We start from the raw sequence: 12,941 nt of genomic DNA on the forward strand, positions 1-12,941 counted from the left end.
GCGGTCTGCTCAGGCGCGGCGGCGGTAGGCGCGGACGGCGAGCGGCGCGAACACCGCGATGATCGCCACGGTCCAGAGCAGCGTCCGGCTCACCGGCCCGGCCACCGGACCACCGATCATCAGGCCCCGGGTCGCCTCCATTACGTCGGCCACCGGGTTGACCCCGACCCACCACTGCAACCAGCCGGGCAGCGTGTCCGTCGGCACCATCATGTTGGTGCCGAAGGTCAGCGGGAACAGCAGCAGGAAGGCGGTGCCCTGCACGGCGCCCGGGCTGCGCATCACCACGCCGAGCAGCACACCGATCCAACTGACCGCGAACGCGAACCCGATGGTCAGCAGGCAGGCGGCGAGCGCGGACAGCGGATCGGTGCCGACCCGGAAGCCGAGCGCGTACCCGAAGCCCAGCAGCACCACGATGGAGACCACGAACCGGACCAGGTCGCCGACCACCGAGCCGACGAGCGGCGCGGACCGGGCGATGGGCAGGCTGCGGAACCTGTCGAAGACGCCCTTCTCGACGTCGGTGTTGAGGCTGACGCCGGTCGCGATGGACGCGAACAGCACGGTCTGCACCATGATCGCGGGAAGCAGGAGCTGGAGGTACTCGTGCTGTGAGCCGGCGACCGCGCCGCCGAGCAGGTAGACGAAGATCAGCACGAAGACGATCGGCTGGAGCGTGACGTCCAGCAGTTGCTCCGGGGTGCGTACCGTCTTGACCAGGCTGCGGCCGGCCAGCGCCAGACTGTGCCGGAACAGCCCGAACGGGCGGCCGGCGACGTGGGCGGTGCCGGTCCGGGACGGCGTCGCCGCCGCGCGGGTCGTCGTGGTCATGCCGCCACCTCCGTGGACTCCTCGGCACCGTGGCCGGTCAACGTGAAGAACACCTCGTCGAGGCTGGGCAGCCGCAGCGCCAGCTCCGCCACCCCGATGCCGGACTCGTCGAGACGGCGCACCACAGTCGGGAACGTGGCGTCGCTGTCCACCGGCACGGTGAGCAGGCCCGGCCGGGGCAGCTCGGGATCGGCCCCGGTGCTGACGCGCAGGATCTCGGCGACAGCGCCGATCCGGCCCGGATCGGTCGGCCGGACCACGATCGTCTGACTGCCGGCGATCCGCTTCAGCTCGCCGGGCGTGCCGTGCGCGATCACCCGCCCGTGGTCGATCACCGAGATCTCGTCGGCGAGCGCGTCGGCCTCGTCCAGGTACTGCGTGGTGAGCAGCACCGTCGACCCGTCGTCGACGAGCGAACGGACCACGCCCCACATCTCCTCCCGCTTCGCCGGGTCCAGGCCGGTCGTCGGCTCGTCCAGGTAGATCACCTCCGGCCGGCCGACCAGGCTCGCGGCCAGGTCCAGGCGACGGCGCATGCCACCGGAGTACGTCTTGGCCGGTCGCCCGGCCGCGTCGGTCAGGCCGAACCAGGCGAGCAGTTCCGCCGCCCGCGCCCGTGCCTCGCGGCGGCTCAGGTCGAGCAGGCGGCCGATCAGCGCCAGGTTCTGGGTGCCGGTCAGGTCCTCGTCGACCGAGGCGTACTGGCCGGTCAGCCCGATCAGCCGGCGTACCCGGGCGGCGTCGGTGACCACGTCGTGGCCGCCGACGGTGGCGCGTCCCCCGTCCGGGCGCAGCAGTGTGGCGAGGATCCGTACCGCAGTGGTCTTGCCGGCGCCGTTGGGCCCCAGCACCCCCAGCACGGTTCCCCGGCGTGCGGCGAGGTCGATCCCGGCCAGCGCGGTGGTCGTACCGAACCGCTTGACCAGGCCCTCCGCTTCGAATGCGTAACTCATGACGCCGACGATGACCGGTGCCGCTGGCACCCGGCGCACACGCCGCGCACACGGCCGTGTGCGCTGCCGGAATCGAGTACGCGTGCTCATTCGCGCGGGCCGCCGACCGGGGGAGGATCGGAGGCGTGACAAGGAGACGTACGCTGCTCGGCGGTCTGTTCCTGGCGCTCGCCACGGCCGGTGCCTGGGCGGCTTGGCTGAGCTGGGAATCAGGCTGGACCACGGACCCGGAGACGGGCGACATGAGCGGGCCGTACGCGGTCTGGCAGGTCGCCGCCGCGGTGCTGACCCTGTGCGCGCTGGCCGCTGTCGGCGGCTGGTGGCTGAACGTCTGGCTGGTGGGGACGGTGATGACAGTGGCGTTCACCGTCCCGTGGGCGGTGCACGCCGCCTCGACAGACGACACCGGCCTGTGGGCGGTCGGTGCGGCGCTGGTGGCCATCGGCACCACCATCGGCACGACGCTGGTCGGCGGCGCCGCCGGGTGGCTGCGCCGCCGGACCGCGTGACGGGCTGGATGCCGCGGTGATGCCGGCTGCTGCCATAGGATGGCGTCATGAGCGCTGAGGCAGTCGGCATGCACATGCCCGCCGTCGTGACGCTCGACGACGTCGCGAAGATGAACGCCGTCGACCCGAACGGTCACCGCTACGAGACCAGCCCCGAGGGGGTTCTGTCGGTCATGCCGCCGCCCGACTCGGAGCACGCCATCATCGCGAGCCGGATCTTCGCCTGGCTGATCATGGCGGGCTGGCCTGCCGAGCAGGTGCTCCAGGCCGTCGGCGTTCGGGTGCCCGGGCCCAGCGGTGACGGTGGCCGGATTCCCGACATCACGGTGTGGCGGAAGCCGCCCGCCCGTCGAGTCTGGTCGGCCGTGGCCGACCTCGTGCTGGTGGTCGAGATCGTCTCGCCCGGCTCGGAGACCATGGACTCGGCGACCAAGGCCCGGGAGTACGCCTCGGCCGGCATCCCGCGTTACTGGGTCGTGGAGCGGGACGGCGCGCAGACCGTCACGCTCCACGAGCTCACCGGCGACGGCCGGTACGCCGAGCACGCCCGGATGCCGCTCGCGTGGCTGCTGCAGACCGCCCCCGCCGACCACCTCGACGGGTAGGACGAGCCGCGCGGGAGTGCGTCAGTCGCGGTCCAGGCGTTCGGCGTACGCGTCGCGCAGCTCCGCCCAGCCGAAGTCCTTCGCCTCCGCGCCCCGGATCGGGCCGACCGGGTCACCGTCGAGCAGATGGGCGGCGACGTCCAGGCACAGATGCCAGCCGGCGGCCATCGACGGGGCCAGGTCGGGCCGGGCGACCCGGTGCCGCAACGTCAGCGTGGTGCCGTCGCCTGTCGCGGTCAGCTCCCAGCGGAGCAGGTCGTCGCCCCAGGTGTACTCCAGCAGGTTCGGCCGGTCCGCGCGCAGCACCCGGGCCGGCGCCGGGTGGGTCTGCTCGCCGTCGACGGTGCTGAGCACGGCGTCGCCGGTGCGGCCCAGGCCGCGGTCGGCCAGGAACGGCGCCCACCCGGCAAGTTGCTCCGGGTCGGTGAGCGCGGCCCACACCTTCTCCGGCGGGTGCCGCAGGGCGCGGACGAAGATCAGTTCGTTTTCGGGGGTCAGCGCCACCCGGGCGAGCGGGCCGGGACGGAACGAGTCGCGGTCCATCTGTCACTCCTGACTGTCGAGATGGCTTTCCAGGGCGTCGAGATGCGCGGTCCACATCGACCGGTACGGCCCGAGCCAGTCGTCCACTGCCCGCAGCGGCGCCACGTCGACCCGGTAGATCCGCCGCTGCGCGGCCGTGCGGCAGGTGACCAGGCCGGCGTCGCGGAGCACGCGCAGGTGCTTGGAGACCGCCGGCTGGCTCATGCCCAGCGCGTCCACCAGCTCGCCGACGCTGCTCTCCGCCCGGCGCAGCCGGTCCAGGATGCGGCGCCGGGCGGGCTCGGCCAGCACGGCGAAGGCGTCGACGGTCACGACTTCAATATGCCGCATCCGTTATATGCCCGGCAAGGAATCAAAGGTGGCGCTGCCCCGCGCCGGCCGGCTCCCTATGCTCGGGGGATGGAACTGCGGATCTTCACCGAGCCCCAGCAGGGCGCCACATACGACCAGCTCCTCGCCGTGGCCCGCCGCGCGGAGGAGACCGGCTTCGCCGCGTTCTTCCGCTCCGACCACTACCTGAAGATGGGTTCGGTGAGCGGTGATCCCGGCCCGACCGACGCCTGGACGACGCTCGCCGGCCTGGCCCGCGACACCACCCGGATCCGGCTCGGCACGCTGATGACAGCCGCCACGTTCCGGCTGCCCGGCCCGCTGGCGATCACCGTGGCGCAGGTCGACCAGATGAGCGGCGGCCGGGTCGAGCTGGGCATCGGCACCGGCTGGTACGCCGAGGAGCACACCGCGTACGGCATCCCGTTCCCGCCGCTGGGGGAGCGGTTCGACCGGCTGGAGGAACAGCTCGCGGTCATCACCGGGCTCTGGTCCACCCCGGACGGCGCCACGTTCGACTTCCCCGGCACGTACTACCCGGTCAGCGACTCGCCCGCGCTGCCCAAGCCGGTGCAGCGCCCCCGCCCGCCGATCCTGCTCGGCGGCATGGGACCGAAGCGCACGCCCCGCCTGGCCGCCCGGTACGCCGACGAGTTCAACCTGCCGTTCGTCTCGGTCGAGGACACCGTCACGCAGTTCGGGCGGGTACGCGACGCCTGCGCCGCGATCGACCGGGACCCGTCGACGATGATCTGGTCGAACGCGCTCGTGCTCTGCTGCGGCCGGAACGAGGCCGAGGTGAAGCGTCGCGCCGAGGCGATCGGGCGCGACCCGGCGGAGCTGCGCGCGAACGGCGCCGCCGGCACGCCCGCCGAGGTGGTCGAGACGCTCAGCCGGTACGCCGAGGCGGGCAGCTCGCGCGCCTACCTCCAGGTGCTGGACCTGACCGACCTGGACCACCTGGAGCTGGTGGCCGCCGAGGTCATGCCCCAGCTCTGACCCGGCCCCTGCCCGCCCCCCGTCGAGATCTTGGTACCAAACGGCCCCATAGGGGCCCTTTCATGCCAAGATCTCCATCTATCCCACCTTGCGGAACAACAATCTCGCTTTACGGGAGGCGCTCCCGCGCCAGAACTCCAAGATCGTCGCCGAGTCGCGTGAGTTTCGGGCGGGTCAGCTTGTTGTGGCGCGGCGGACGGTGTCGAGGCGGCCGTCGCGGTCGCTGTCCAGGTACGTCACGTCGGGCACACCGTCCCCGTCCAGGTCGACCTGCACCACGTCGGCCACGCCGTCGCCGTCCAGGTCGGTCACCACCTCGACGGAGCCGTCCAGGTGCCGGGTCACGATCGACCGGCCGGAGGCCTGGCGTGGCGGCGGCCCCGGGTGGGGCACCGGGACCGGCTCGGGCTCCGGCGTGGGCCCCGGCACCGGCGCGGTCGCGGCGGGCACCACCCCCACAGCGGCAGGCGGCATCTCCGCAGCGGCGGGCCCCACACCGGCGGGCGGCATCTCCGCAGCGTCGGGGTCCACGCCGGTCGGGTCGATCTCCTCCTCCGACGGGTACACGTCGCCGCGGAGGCTCGGGTCGCGGTAGCTGCTCATCCCGCCAGGATTCCCGCCGAGTGGCCGGGGCAACCCTGCCGGCGCATGATGGCGGATGATGCAGCGCATGACGGAGACCAACTGGGCCGGAAACGTCAGCTGGTCGGCGCGTACCCGATCGCGGCCGACCTCGACCGACGAGCTGCGGCGGCTGGTCGCGGAGGCCGACCTGGTCCGGGCCGTCGGCACCGGCCACTCGTTCAACCGGCTCGGCGACACCACCGGCACCCAGATCACGCTGGACGGCCTGCCGCCCACCGTCGCGCTCGACCCCGACCGCGGCGCCGTCACCGTCGCGGCCGGCCTGCGCTACGGCGACCTGGCCACCGCGCTCCAGGCTCAGGGGTACGCGCTGGCGAACCTCGCCTCGCTGCCGCACATCTCGGTGGCCGGCTCGGTCGCCACCGCCACCCACGGTTCCGGCGCGCGCAATCGCAACCTCGCCGCCGCCGTCGCCGCGCTGGAACTGGTCACCGCCGACGGCGACCTGATCACCGTCGACCGTAGTGACCCGCGCTTCGCCGGGATGGTGGTCAATCTGGGCGCGCTGGGTGTGGTCACCCGGCTCACGCTCGACGTGGTGCCCACGTACGCGGTGCGCCAGCACGTCCGCCTCGGCCTGCCCCGCGCGGCGCTGGACGAGGCGCTCGACGCCGCGTACAGCGTCAGCGTCTTCACCTCGTGGCGCTCGGAGCGCTTCGACCAGGTGTGGGTCAAGCAGCACGCCGACGAGCCGCCGCCGCCGGCCGACTGGCTGGACACGGTGGCCGCCGACTCGCCCCGGCACCCGGTGCCCGGCATGTCACCGGAGCACTGCACCGCTCAGCTCGGTGAGCCGGGGCCGTGGCACGAGCGGCTGCCGCACTTCCGGCTCGGCTTCACCCCGAGCAGCGGCGACGAGTTGCAGTCCGAGTGGCACGTGGCCCGCGCCGACGCCTCGGCGGCGCTCGCCGCGCTCGATCCGGTCGCCGACCGCATCGCCGCCGTGCTCCAGATCTGTGAGCTGCGTACGGTCGCCGCCGACGAGCTGTGGCTGAGCCCGAACTTCCGGCGCGACTCGCTGGCGCTGCACTTCACCTGGATCGGCGACCCGGTGGCTGTGGCGCCGGTGCTGGCCGAGGTGGAGGAGCGGCTCGCCCCGTTCGCGCCGCGCCCGCACTGGGGCAAGCTGTTCGAGCGCGATCCGGCCGCCGCGTACCCCCGGCACGCCGACTTCGCCGCGCTGCTGCGCGAGTTCGACCCGAAGGGGAAGTTCCGCACCGCCGAGATGGACCGCTACTTCCCCCGGGACTGAGGTCAGCGCCCGGCCGGTACCTGCTGGCGCAGGCTGCCGCGCTGCACGGCCCGGCTGATGTCGCTGGGCGAGACGATGCCGACAAGCTGGTCGTCGATCACCACGAGCGCCCGGCCGTCGGTGCACTCGTTGAGGCGGGGCAGCAGGTCGGTGAGCTGCTCGTCCGGGCGGGCGAGCACCAGTTCGTCGGCGCGGCAGGACACCTCGGCCAGCGTGGTCGAGGCGCGGCGGTCCGCCGCGATGCCGCGTACCCGATCGAGCGTGACCAGACCGACCGGCCTGCCGTCGACGGTGAGCGGGAGTGCCGAGTGCCGGTACGCGAACAGGTAGTGGTCGACGAAGTCGGCAACTGTGAGGTCGCCGGACGCGGTCTGCGGCTGCGGCGTCATCACGTCGCCGACCCGGATGCCGCGCAGCGCGTCGCCCATCCGGGCGGCACGCTCCTCCTGGCCGGCGGCGCCGAGCAGGAACCAGCCGATCAGCGCCAGCCACAGCCCGCCGAACCCGGCGCCGGTGAAGAACCGCCACAGCCCGAGCCCGATCAGCACGACGCCGAGCACCCAGCCCGCGCGGGCCGCCACTACCGACGCCTTGGTCCGGTCGCCGGTGAACTTCCAGACCGCCGCGCGCAGCAGCCGCCCGCCGTCCAGCGGGGCGGCGGGAAGCACGTTGAAGATCGCCAGCAGCACGTTGATGCCCGCCAGCCACGCCAGCGCGCCGAGCAGCAGGCCGTGCCCGCCGGCGGCGGCGACCGCCACCGCGATCGCCGCGAAGACCACGCCGATGATCAGGCTGACCAGTGGCCCGACCCCGGCGATCCGCAGCTCGGCGCCCGGGTCCTTCGCCTCGCCCTTCAGTTCGGCGACGCCGCCGAACAGCCACAGCGTGATGCCCTCGACCTCGATGCCGTTGCGCTTGGCGACGACCGCGTGCGCCACCTCGTGGGCGAGCAGGCCGAGGAAGAAGACCACGGCGGCGGCCAGGCCGGCCGCGACGTAGGCGACGGGGGAGTGACCGGGGTACGAGGCCGGGAACAGGCTGGCCGACAGCGCCCACGCGATCAGCACGAAGATGACCAGGACACTCCAGTTGACGCCGACCGGTACGCCCGCAATCCGGCCCAGCCGGAAACTCGCCCTCATGTTTCCGTCATACCCGGCGCACCCACCCGCACACCAGAGCCAGCAGGCGGCACTTTGCACTCGTACGAGTCGTACGAGTTGTACAATCGGGATATGAGCGAGCCCGCCGCCGAACTGCCGATCTCCGATGCCCGAGACAGCCTCGCGGATGTCGTGTCACGTGCCCACTACGCCGGGCGGATCACTTACGTGACCCGCCGGGGGCAGCGCTTGGCGGCCATCGTCCCCGCCGAGCTTGCCGAAGCGATCGAGCGAGCCGAGGACGCCGCAGATGTCTCGGCGGCCCGCGATGCCCTGGCCCGTATCGACGCCGGCGACACCCCCGTCCCGCTGGCCGACCTGCGCGACGAGCTCGGCCTGTGACGCTGCCACCGGAGCCGGTCTTCGCCGTCCGGGTCGATCGAGCCGCTGCCAAGCTGCTGCGCAAGCTCGATAGACCCGTGCAGGCCCGCCTTGTCGACGCCGTCGCCTCGCTGGCCATCGAGCCCCGTCCGGCCGGGGTGAAGGCGCTAGCCGGGCATCCCGGTCTACTGCGCATCCGGGTCGGTGACTACCGCATTATCTACACCGTCCGCGATCGTGAACTGATCGTCCTCGTGGTTCACCTCGGCCATCGTGGCGATGTCTATGACACGCTCTGAGCCTGACTCCGGTGAGATCATGATGCCGCCGCTCCGGTGTCGGCGCGGGCAACGGTCAGCGGCTCAGCGTCTCGCTCTTGACGGCCCGGATGAAGGCGGCCCAAGTGCCCGGCGGGAAAGCGAGGGCCGGGCCAGCGGGGTTCTTGCTGTCGCGCAGGCCGACCACGTCGGGGAGATTGTCGGCCACCTCCACGCACTCCCCGCCGTTGTTGCTGCGGGTCGACTTGCGCCAGACGGCGCCGGTCAGGTCAGGCACGGGAGTACTCCTCTGCGACATGCTGGATCAGGCTCTTCGACTTGGACTCGCTCAGCGCGCGGCTCGCTATGTCAGTCCAGATGGTGTTGTAGGCGTCGGTCTCGTGTGGCTTGTCGAGGTAGATGGCACCGGTAGCGGCTTCCAGGTATGTCACCGGCGGTTCCACCTCCTTGCCGCTGCTGTCTCGCGGAAATTCCAGGATCGAGAAAGCCCCGGCCATCGCTCCGGCGTGCAGCCCGGAAGAAAAAGCTAGAACCTGCACGGTTACGTTGGGTAGCTCTGCGGCCTTCAGGATCTGATGTAGCTGCTCGGTCATGATGGTCGCTCCACCAACCGGACGCCGCAACACCGCCTCGTTGACTATCACGCTGAGTTGTGGGGCGGAGAAGCGGGTGAGAAGTGCCTGCCGCTCCACGCGGAGCTGGATGGCTCGCTCTTGGCCCTCGCGGTCACCTGCCTCGATGGCGCCGCCGGGCATCCGGAAGAGCTGCTCGGCGTAGGCGCGCGTCTGGAGTAGGCCGGGAACCAACTCGGCTTGGTACTGCCGGATGCTGGACGCCGCTGCTTCAAGGCCGATGTAGAGCTGGAACCAGCGCGGAAGGCCCGAGCCGATGTAGTCGTGCCACCAGTTCTTGTTTTCTCGCGTGGCCGATGCCATGGCGAGAACCAGTTCGCCGTCCTCCTCCGAAGCGCCGTAGAGCTTGAGCATCTCCTTGACGTCCGCCGCGCGGAACCGGACGTTCTCGGCGCCGCTCTCGATGCGATAGAGGGTTGCCCTCGCCCGGTCCAGTTCCTCGGCGGCCTTCTCCATCGTCAGCCCGGCAGCCTTGCGGAGGGATTCGAGTTTCCTGCCCAGCTGTCGCCGAAGCATGGTCGATCCCGTTACGGCCTGTGACACCCCTGCCTCCGATGGTCAGGTCATAGTTGACGCGCCTCCGTTCAATTAAACGCCGCTGATGTATCAGAAACAATAGACACGTCACGCTGAGTTCTACTAAATGCATGTGGCTCTAGTAGGACGCTCTCTGTTAGACGTTGCATTTGACTAGATGCGGTGCTTCACTTCCCCTGCGGCCACTGTGGAGTTCTCCTGCTCAATGGCCATGTGAGCCCTGCTGACGTACTGCTGGTCGAAGGCTGCGGTGGCAGGTGCCCGGGGTGGGTCCGCCGGTGCGGGGCGGGCCGGCGGGCCCGCCCTTCCACGGTTCGATCTCGACGGTGAGAGGCAGGTCCTGTCATGCGCGTCTTCCTCCGGCGTGTCCGGCGTCGCCGGCGGTCGGTCCTCGGATCGACCTGCTACCGCTCGTCCGCCTACCAACCCCTGCGCCCGTGGCAGGTCCGTGAGCGGAGCTTCCGGCCGACCCCGCTGGGCCGGCGCGGGCTCGACCCGCAGGAGGTGCGGGAGTTCCTCGACCGGGTCGCCGGTGACCTGGCCGCCGTCTACGACGCGCTGGCGCAGAGCCGCCGGGAGACAGACCGGATCAAGAACGCGCTTCGCCGCTGGCAGTCGGAGCAGGCCCGGGCCCGCAGCGAACGGGGGTACGACAGGTGACCGAGCGCTGGGTGATCCACCTGCCGGTCGTCGTCAACGACCTGCTCTCCGCTCAGCGGCTGGCGCGGGTGGTGGCGCACTGGACGCATGTCCTGCCGCAGACCGAGCCGGGCGGCACCACCGTCTCGGCGGAGGACGACCAGAACGTCCGCCACTGGGTGTTCTGCGACCGGTTGCTGCCCGGCGGGCAACGGTGTCTGCTCCGGCCCGGACACGACGGTGAGTGTTCCCGGCGGTTCCGGCCGCGATGAGCATGCGCCGGAGCAGGGTCGGACGACACCCGCGCGCCGCACCGCAAGCGGAGTATGCACGAGCTATGGTGAGAGTATGACGCGGCGCATCACGATCAGCCTGCCCGACGACGTGGCCGAGTACGTCGAGCGGTCGCACGGCACGACGTCCGGCTTCATCGCCGACGTGCTCCGTCGCAAGATGCGCGCGGACGGCCTGCGGGCTCGATGGGCCGAGCACGGCTACGTGGTGACCGACGAGGACGTCGAGCGGGCCCGCCGGAGGCTGGCCCAACAGCCACCGATCAGCGACGAGCAGCACGAACGGAACATGGAGTGGCTGCGCCAGTTCGGGGACGGTGACGGGGCGGCCGCCGCGTGAACGGGCTCGTCCTGGACACGTCCGCACTGCTCGCGTACGCCGCGGGCGACAGCGTCGAACCGGGTGCGCTGCTGACCCTCGCGCAGGAGGATCCCGAGCAGGAGGTGTGGATCCCGGCGCTCTGCCTCGGGCAGGCGCAGCTTCAGGTCGCGGATACTCCGGCCGCCGACCTGCTCGACCTGCTCCTCGACACGGACCGGGACATCCGGATCGCGGTCTACGACGGCCCGACCAGCCGGCGGGTGGCCCGGATCGCGGCGAGCCGGAAGGTGCCGCTCGACGTGGCCCATGCGGTCGCCACCGCCGTGCTCTACCGCTGCTACCTGGTGACGCGGGACGCCGAGACGGTGGCGGCAGCGGCCCCACCCGATCTCGAAGTCCTCGACATCTCCGACTCGTGGGAGTGAGGGCCGGAGTCGGTCAGTCGGCCTTTCCGGCCGGGACGACCCACGTCGTCGGCTGGCCGGTGATCGCGGTGATCAGGTCGAAGTCGCCGTCGTAGTGCAGAACTGTCACGCCATGCCGTTCGGCCGTCGCGGCGATCAGCAGATCGGCCATCGAGAGCGCGCGGTGGTTGCCCTTGTGCAGCGCCTGCACCCGGACGTCGATCGCCCGATCCCAGATGTCGTCGGGCATGGCGAGCCAGTCGAAGCCGCGGAGCAGCCATCGCGCGCGCTTCGCGTCCTTGGCCGAGCGGGCGCTGTGCACAACATCGATCTCGATTGCGCCGCAGACCGCCAGCAGGCCGCGCTCGGACAACTCGTCCAGGACGGCTGCCACGGCAGGTTTCGGCCACCTGGCCAGCGCGGACTTGTCGAGAAGGTAGCGCTCCCGCGTCATGCCGCTTCGGGCTTCGACGCCTGCTGCGGGTCGGTGAGGTCTGGCAGGCCGCCGCTCTTGAGCCATTCGGCGAACTCCCGGCGCTTCTCCCGGTTGACCACTGCCTGAAGCGCGGCGTTGACGGTGGCCTTCTTGGTGCCGGTGCCGAGGATCTCGGCGGCCTCGGCCAGGAGTTCGTCATCGACGTCAAGGATGGTTCGGGACACGCTGCGCCTCCTCGTCCGGCCAGTCGAACGAGTCGATGATATCAAGTTGGGCAGATTTTGATATCTACGCAAGCGAGCGATGGTTCCGGCGTGGTCAGCGCCGTCGAGGGGCCTCGGCGACCACCGTCGGGGAGAACTCGTTCGCCGCCTCGACCGCCCACTCCAGCGCGAAGTCCGCCTCCTCCTCCCAGCCCGGTTCGCCGCCGACGAAGTGCGACCGGCCGGGGAACTCCCGGTAGCCGGTGAGCGCCGTGGAGCTCCGGTAGAGGTTGGCGATGCTGCTGGCCAGCGACGCGGGCACCACGTGGTCCTCGCCGCCCGCGGTGATCAGCAGCGGGGCGCGGTCGCTGCGCTTCTTGTCGATCTCGGTGGCGGAGTTCGGGTCCAGGTTGGCGAACGCGGCCTCGAACAGCACGTGCCCGGCGCCCGGTACGGCGTACCGCTGCCATGCCGCGTCGGACTGCTCCTGGCTGATGGTGTTGCCGAAGGCGTACCGGAAGTCCTCCGGGGTGAACGGCACCGCGCGGTGCCGGTTGGCCGGGTTGTGAAGGATGGAGTACCCGGAGCGCAGCGTGCTCGGCGGCAGCTTGAGCACGCCCCGTACCGGCGCGGGGTGCACGGCGACCACGGCGGCGCCGAGGCGCCGGTCCGCCAGCAACTGGGCGATCAGGCCGCCGAACGAGTGGCCCATGATGATCGGCGGGCGCGGCAGGTCCCGGATGATCGCCTCGTAGTGGTCGGCGATGTCGGCGATGCGCTGCGCGGCGATCGGGGCCGGGTCGGCCCGCAGCTCCTCCACCTCGCGGTCCATGCCGGGCCAGGCGGGCGTGAGCACCTGGAAGCCGCGCGCGGCGTACCGCTGCGCCCAGTGCTCCCAGCTCCGCGAGGTCATCCAGAGCCCGTGGATGAGCACGATCGTGTCGACCCGTCCCGTCGGTGCGCTCATGTCTAGTCTCCCCGTTCGCCGCTGGACGGCCCGCGCGTACCCGGCCTGGGTGCTGACAATCCTGTCTGATCGAACG

Annotated in this window: 21 protein-coding genes; 10 read left to right on the forward strand and 11 right to left on the reverse strand. The window is 71.3% G+C overall.

The genetic code is table 11. The features are described 5' to 3' along the window. Window positions 1-9: 9 nt before the first annotated feature. Both ACGFIA_RS20335 and ACGFIA_RS20340 read right to left on the reverse strand, forming a co-directional pair. Complete coding sequence (locus ACGFIA_RS20335) at window positions 10-834, reverse strand: ABC transporter permease (RefSeq protein ID WP_357388585.1); 825 nt, start codon at window positions 832-834, stop codon at window positions 10-12. Next, complete coding sequence (locus ACGFIA_RS20340; protein ID WP_357388583.1) at window positions 831-1,787, reverse strand: ATP-binding cassette domain-containing protein; 957 nt, start codon at window positions 1,785-1,787, stop codon at window positions 831-833. The genes ACGFIA_RS20335 and ACGFIA_RS20340 overlap by 4 nt, the downstream gene beginning before the upstream one ends. Before the next feature lie 125 nt (window positions 1,788-1,912). On the opposite strand from ACGFIA_RS20340, the gene ACGFIA_RS20345 reads away from it, so the two are divergent. Both ACGFIA_RS20345 and ACGFIA_RS20350 read left to right on the forward strand, forming a co-directional pair. Continuing rightward, complete coding sequence (locus ACGFIA_RS20345) at window positions 1,913-2,296, forward strand: hypothetical protein (protein WP_357388581.1); 384 nt, start codon at window positions 1,913-1,915, stop codon at window positions 2,294-2,296. A 47-nt stretch (window positions 2,297-2,343) separates the two neighbouring features. After that, window positions 2,344-2,901: a Uma2 family endonuclease gene (locus tag ACGFIA_RS20350; RefSeq protein ID WP_357388579.1), complete on the forward strand. Its 558-nt coding sequence runs from the start codon at window positions 2,344-2,346 to the stop codon at window positions 2,899-2,901. 21 nt (window positions 2,902-2,922) lie between these two features. Here ACGFIA_RS20350 and ACGFIA_RS20355 read toward each other — a convergent pair whose 3' ends face one another. Together ACGFIA_RS20355 and ACGFIA_RS20360 are read right to left on the reverse strand one after the other, a co-directional pair. Next, the gene (locus tag ACGFIA_RS20355; protein WP_357388577.1) at window positions 2,923-3,444 is read right to left on the reverse strand and encodes an SRPBCC family protein; all 522 of its coding nucleotides are present in this window, start codon (window positions 3,442-3,444) and stop codon (window positions 2,923-2,925) included. 3 nt (window positions 3,445-3,447) lie between these two features. Next, the gene (locus ACGFIA_RS20360; protein ID WP_357388575.1) at window positions 3,448-3,756 is read right to left on the reverse strand and encodes a metalloregulator ArsR/SmtB family transcription factor; all 309 of its coding nucleotides are present in this window, start codon (window positions 3,754-3,756) and stop codon (window positions 3,448-3,450) included. An 87-nt stretch (window positions 3,757-3,843) separates the two neighbouring features. On the opposite strand from ACGFIA_RS20360, the gene ACGFIA_RS20365 reads away from it, so the two are divergent. Beyond that, complete coding sequence (locus ACGFIA_RS20365) at window positions 3,844-4,773, forward strand: LLM class F420-dependent oxidoreductase (RefSeq protein WP_357388573.1); 930 nt, start codon at window positions 3,844-3,846, stop codon at window positions 4,771-4,773. A 174-nt stretch (window positions 4,774-4,947) separates the two neighbouring features. Here ACGFIA_RS20365 and ACGFIA_RS20370 read toward each other — a convergent pair whose 3' ends face one another. Then, entirely contained in the window at window positions 4,948-5,376 is a 429-nt protein-coding gene (locus ACGFIA_RS20370) for a hypothetical protein (protein WP_357470556.1), read from the reverse strand. A gap of 67 nt (window positions 5,377-5,443) precedes the next feature. Here ACGFIA_RS20370 and ACGFIA_RS20375 point away from each other — a divergent pair, with 67 nt between their 5' ends. After that, window positions 5,444-6,670, forward strand: coding sequence for an FAD-binding protein (locus tag ACGFIA_RS20375; RefSeq protein ID WP_357470553.1), 1,227 nt, complete (start codon window positions 5,444-5,446; stop codon window positions 6,668-6,670). Between the two features lie 2 nt (window positions 6,671-6,672). Here the strand turns inward: ACGFIA_RS20375 and ACGFIA_RS20380 are convergent, their stop codons facing one another. Further along, window positions 6,673-7,812, reverse strand: a complete 1,140-nt coding sequence (locus ACGFIA_RS20380) for a site-2 protease family protein (protein ID WP_357388567.1) — start codon at window positions 7,810-7,812, stop codon at window positions 6,673-6,675. Window positions 7,813-7,905: 93 nt separating this feature from the next. Between ACGFIA_RS20380 and ACGFIA_RS20385 the strand changes: the two genes are divergently transcribed. Beyond that, window positions 7,906-8,175 carry a type II toxin-antitoxin system prevent-host-death family antitoxin gene (locus ACGFIA_RS20385; protein ID WP_174361730.1) on the forward strand — a complete coding sequence of 90 codons (270 nt, stop codon included), beginning with the start codon at window positions 7,906-7,908 and terminating at the stop codon, window positions 8,173-8,175. After that, window positions 8,172-8,453, forward strand: coding sequence for a type II toxin-antitoxin system RelE/ParE family toxin (locus tag ACGFIA_RS20390; protein WP_357388564.1), 282 nt, complete (start codon window positions 8,172-8,174; stop codon window positions 8,451-8,453). The genes ACGFIA_RS20385 and ACGFIA_RS20390 overlap by 4 nt, the downstream gene beginning before the upstream one ends. A 55-nt stretch (window positions 8,454-8,508) precedes the next feature. Here the strand turns inward: ACGFIA_RS20390 and ACGFIA_RS20395 are convergent, their stop codons facing one another. Both ACGFIA_RS20395 and ACGFIA_RS20400 read right to left on the reverse strand, forming a co-directional pair. Then, window positions 8,509-8,709 carry a DUF397 domain-containing protein gene (locus ACGFIA_RS20395; RefSeq protein ID WP_357388562.1) on the reverse strand — a complete coding sequence of 67 codons (201 nt, stop codon included), beginning with the start codon at window positions 8,707-8,709 and terminating at the stop codon, window positions 8,509-8,511. Then, complete coding sequence (locus ACGFIA_RS20400; RefSeq protein WP_357388560.1) at window positions 8,702-9,580, reverse strand: helix-turn-helix transcriptional regulator; 879 nt, start codon at window positions 9,578-9,580, stop codon at window positions 8,702-8,704. The genes ACGFIA_RS20395 and ACGFIA_RS20400 overlap by 8 nt, the downstream gene beginning before the upstream one ends. 366 nt (window positions 9,581-9,946) lie before the next feature. Here ACGFIA_RS20400 and ACGFIA_RS20405 point away from each other — a divergent pair, with 366 nt between their 5' ends. From ACGFIA_RS20405 to ACGFIA_RS20420, 4 genes are all read left to right on the forward strand, one after another. Beyond that, window positions 9,947-10,261, forward strand: a complete 315-nt coding sequence (locus ACGFIA_RS20405) for a DivIVA domain-containing protein (RefSeq protein ID WP_357388558.1) — start codon at window positions 9,947-9,949, stop codon at window positions 10,259-10,261. Beyond that, entirely contained in the window at window positions 10,258-10,512 is a 255-nt protein-coding gene (locus ACGFIA_RS20410; RefSeq protein WP_013287870.1) for a hypothetical protein, read from the forward strand. The genes ACGFIA_RS20405 and ACGFIA_RS20410 overlap by 4 nt, the downstream gene beginning before the upstream one ends. Window positions 10,513-10,588: 76 nt before the next feature. Then, window positions 10,589-10,873: a hypothetical protein gene (locus ACGFIA_RS20415; RefSeq protein WP_357470550.1), complete on the forward strand. Its 285-nt coding sequence runs from the start codon at window positions 10,589-10,591 to the stop codon at window positions 10,871-10,873. Further along, window positions 10,870-11,280, forward strand: coding sequence for a PIN domain-containing protein (locus ACGFIA_RS20420; protein WP_357470547.1), 411 nt, complete (start codon window positions 10,870-10,872; stop codon window positions 11,278-11,280). The genes ACGFIA_RS20415 and ACGFIA_RS20420 overlap by 4 nt, the downstream gene beginning before the upstream one ends. 13 nt (window positions 11,281-11,293) lie before the next feature. On the opposite strand, the gene ACGFIA_RS20425 is transcribed toward ACGFIA_RS20420, so the two are convergent. From ACGFIA_RS20425 to ACGFIA_RS20435, 3 genes are all read right to left on the reverse strand, one after another. Next, the gene (locus ACGFIA_RS20425) at window positions 11,294-11,713 is read right to left on the reverse strand and encodes a PIN domain nuclease (protein ID WP_357470544.1); all 420 of its coding nucleotides are present in this window, start codon (window positions 11,711-11,713) and stop codon (window positions 11,294-11,296) included. Further along, window positions 11,710-11,919: a type II toxin-antitoxin system VapB family antitoxin gene (locus ACGFIA_RS20430; RefSeq protein ID WP_357388550.1), complete on the reverse strand. Its 210-nt coding sequence runs from the start codon at window positions 11,917-11,919 to the stop codon at window positions 11,710-11,712. Before ACGFIA_RS20430 ends, ACGFIA_RS20425 begins: the two co-directional genes overlap by 4 nt. Before the next feature lie 94 nt (window positions 11,920-12,013). Further along, on the reverse strand, window positions 12,014-12,865 hold the full coding sequence (locus ACGFIA_RS20435) for an alpha/beta fold hydrolase (RefSeq protein ID WP_357470541.1): 852 nt from the start codon (window positions 12,863-12,865) through the stop codon (window positions 12,014-12,016). Window positions 12,866-12,941 lie beyond the last annotated feature (76 nt).

Source organism: Micromonospora sp. NPDC049203 (assembly GCF_043197215.1).
In the GTDB taxonomy this organism is placed as follows: Bacteria; Actinomycetota; Actinomycetes; order Mycobacteriales; family Micromonosporaceae; genus Micromonospora.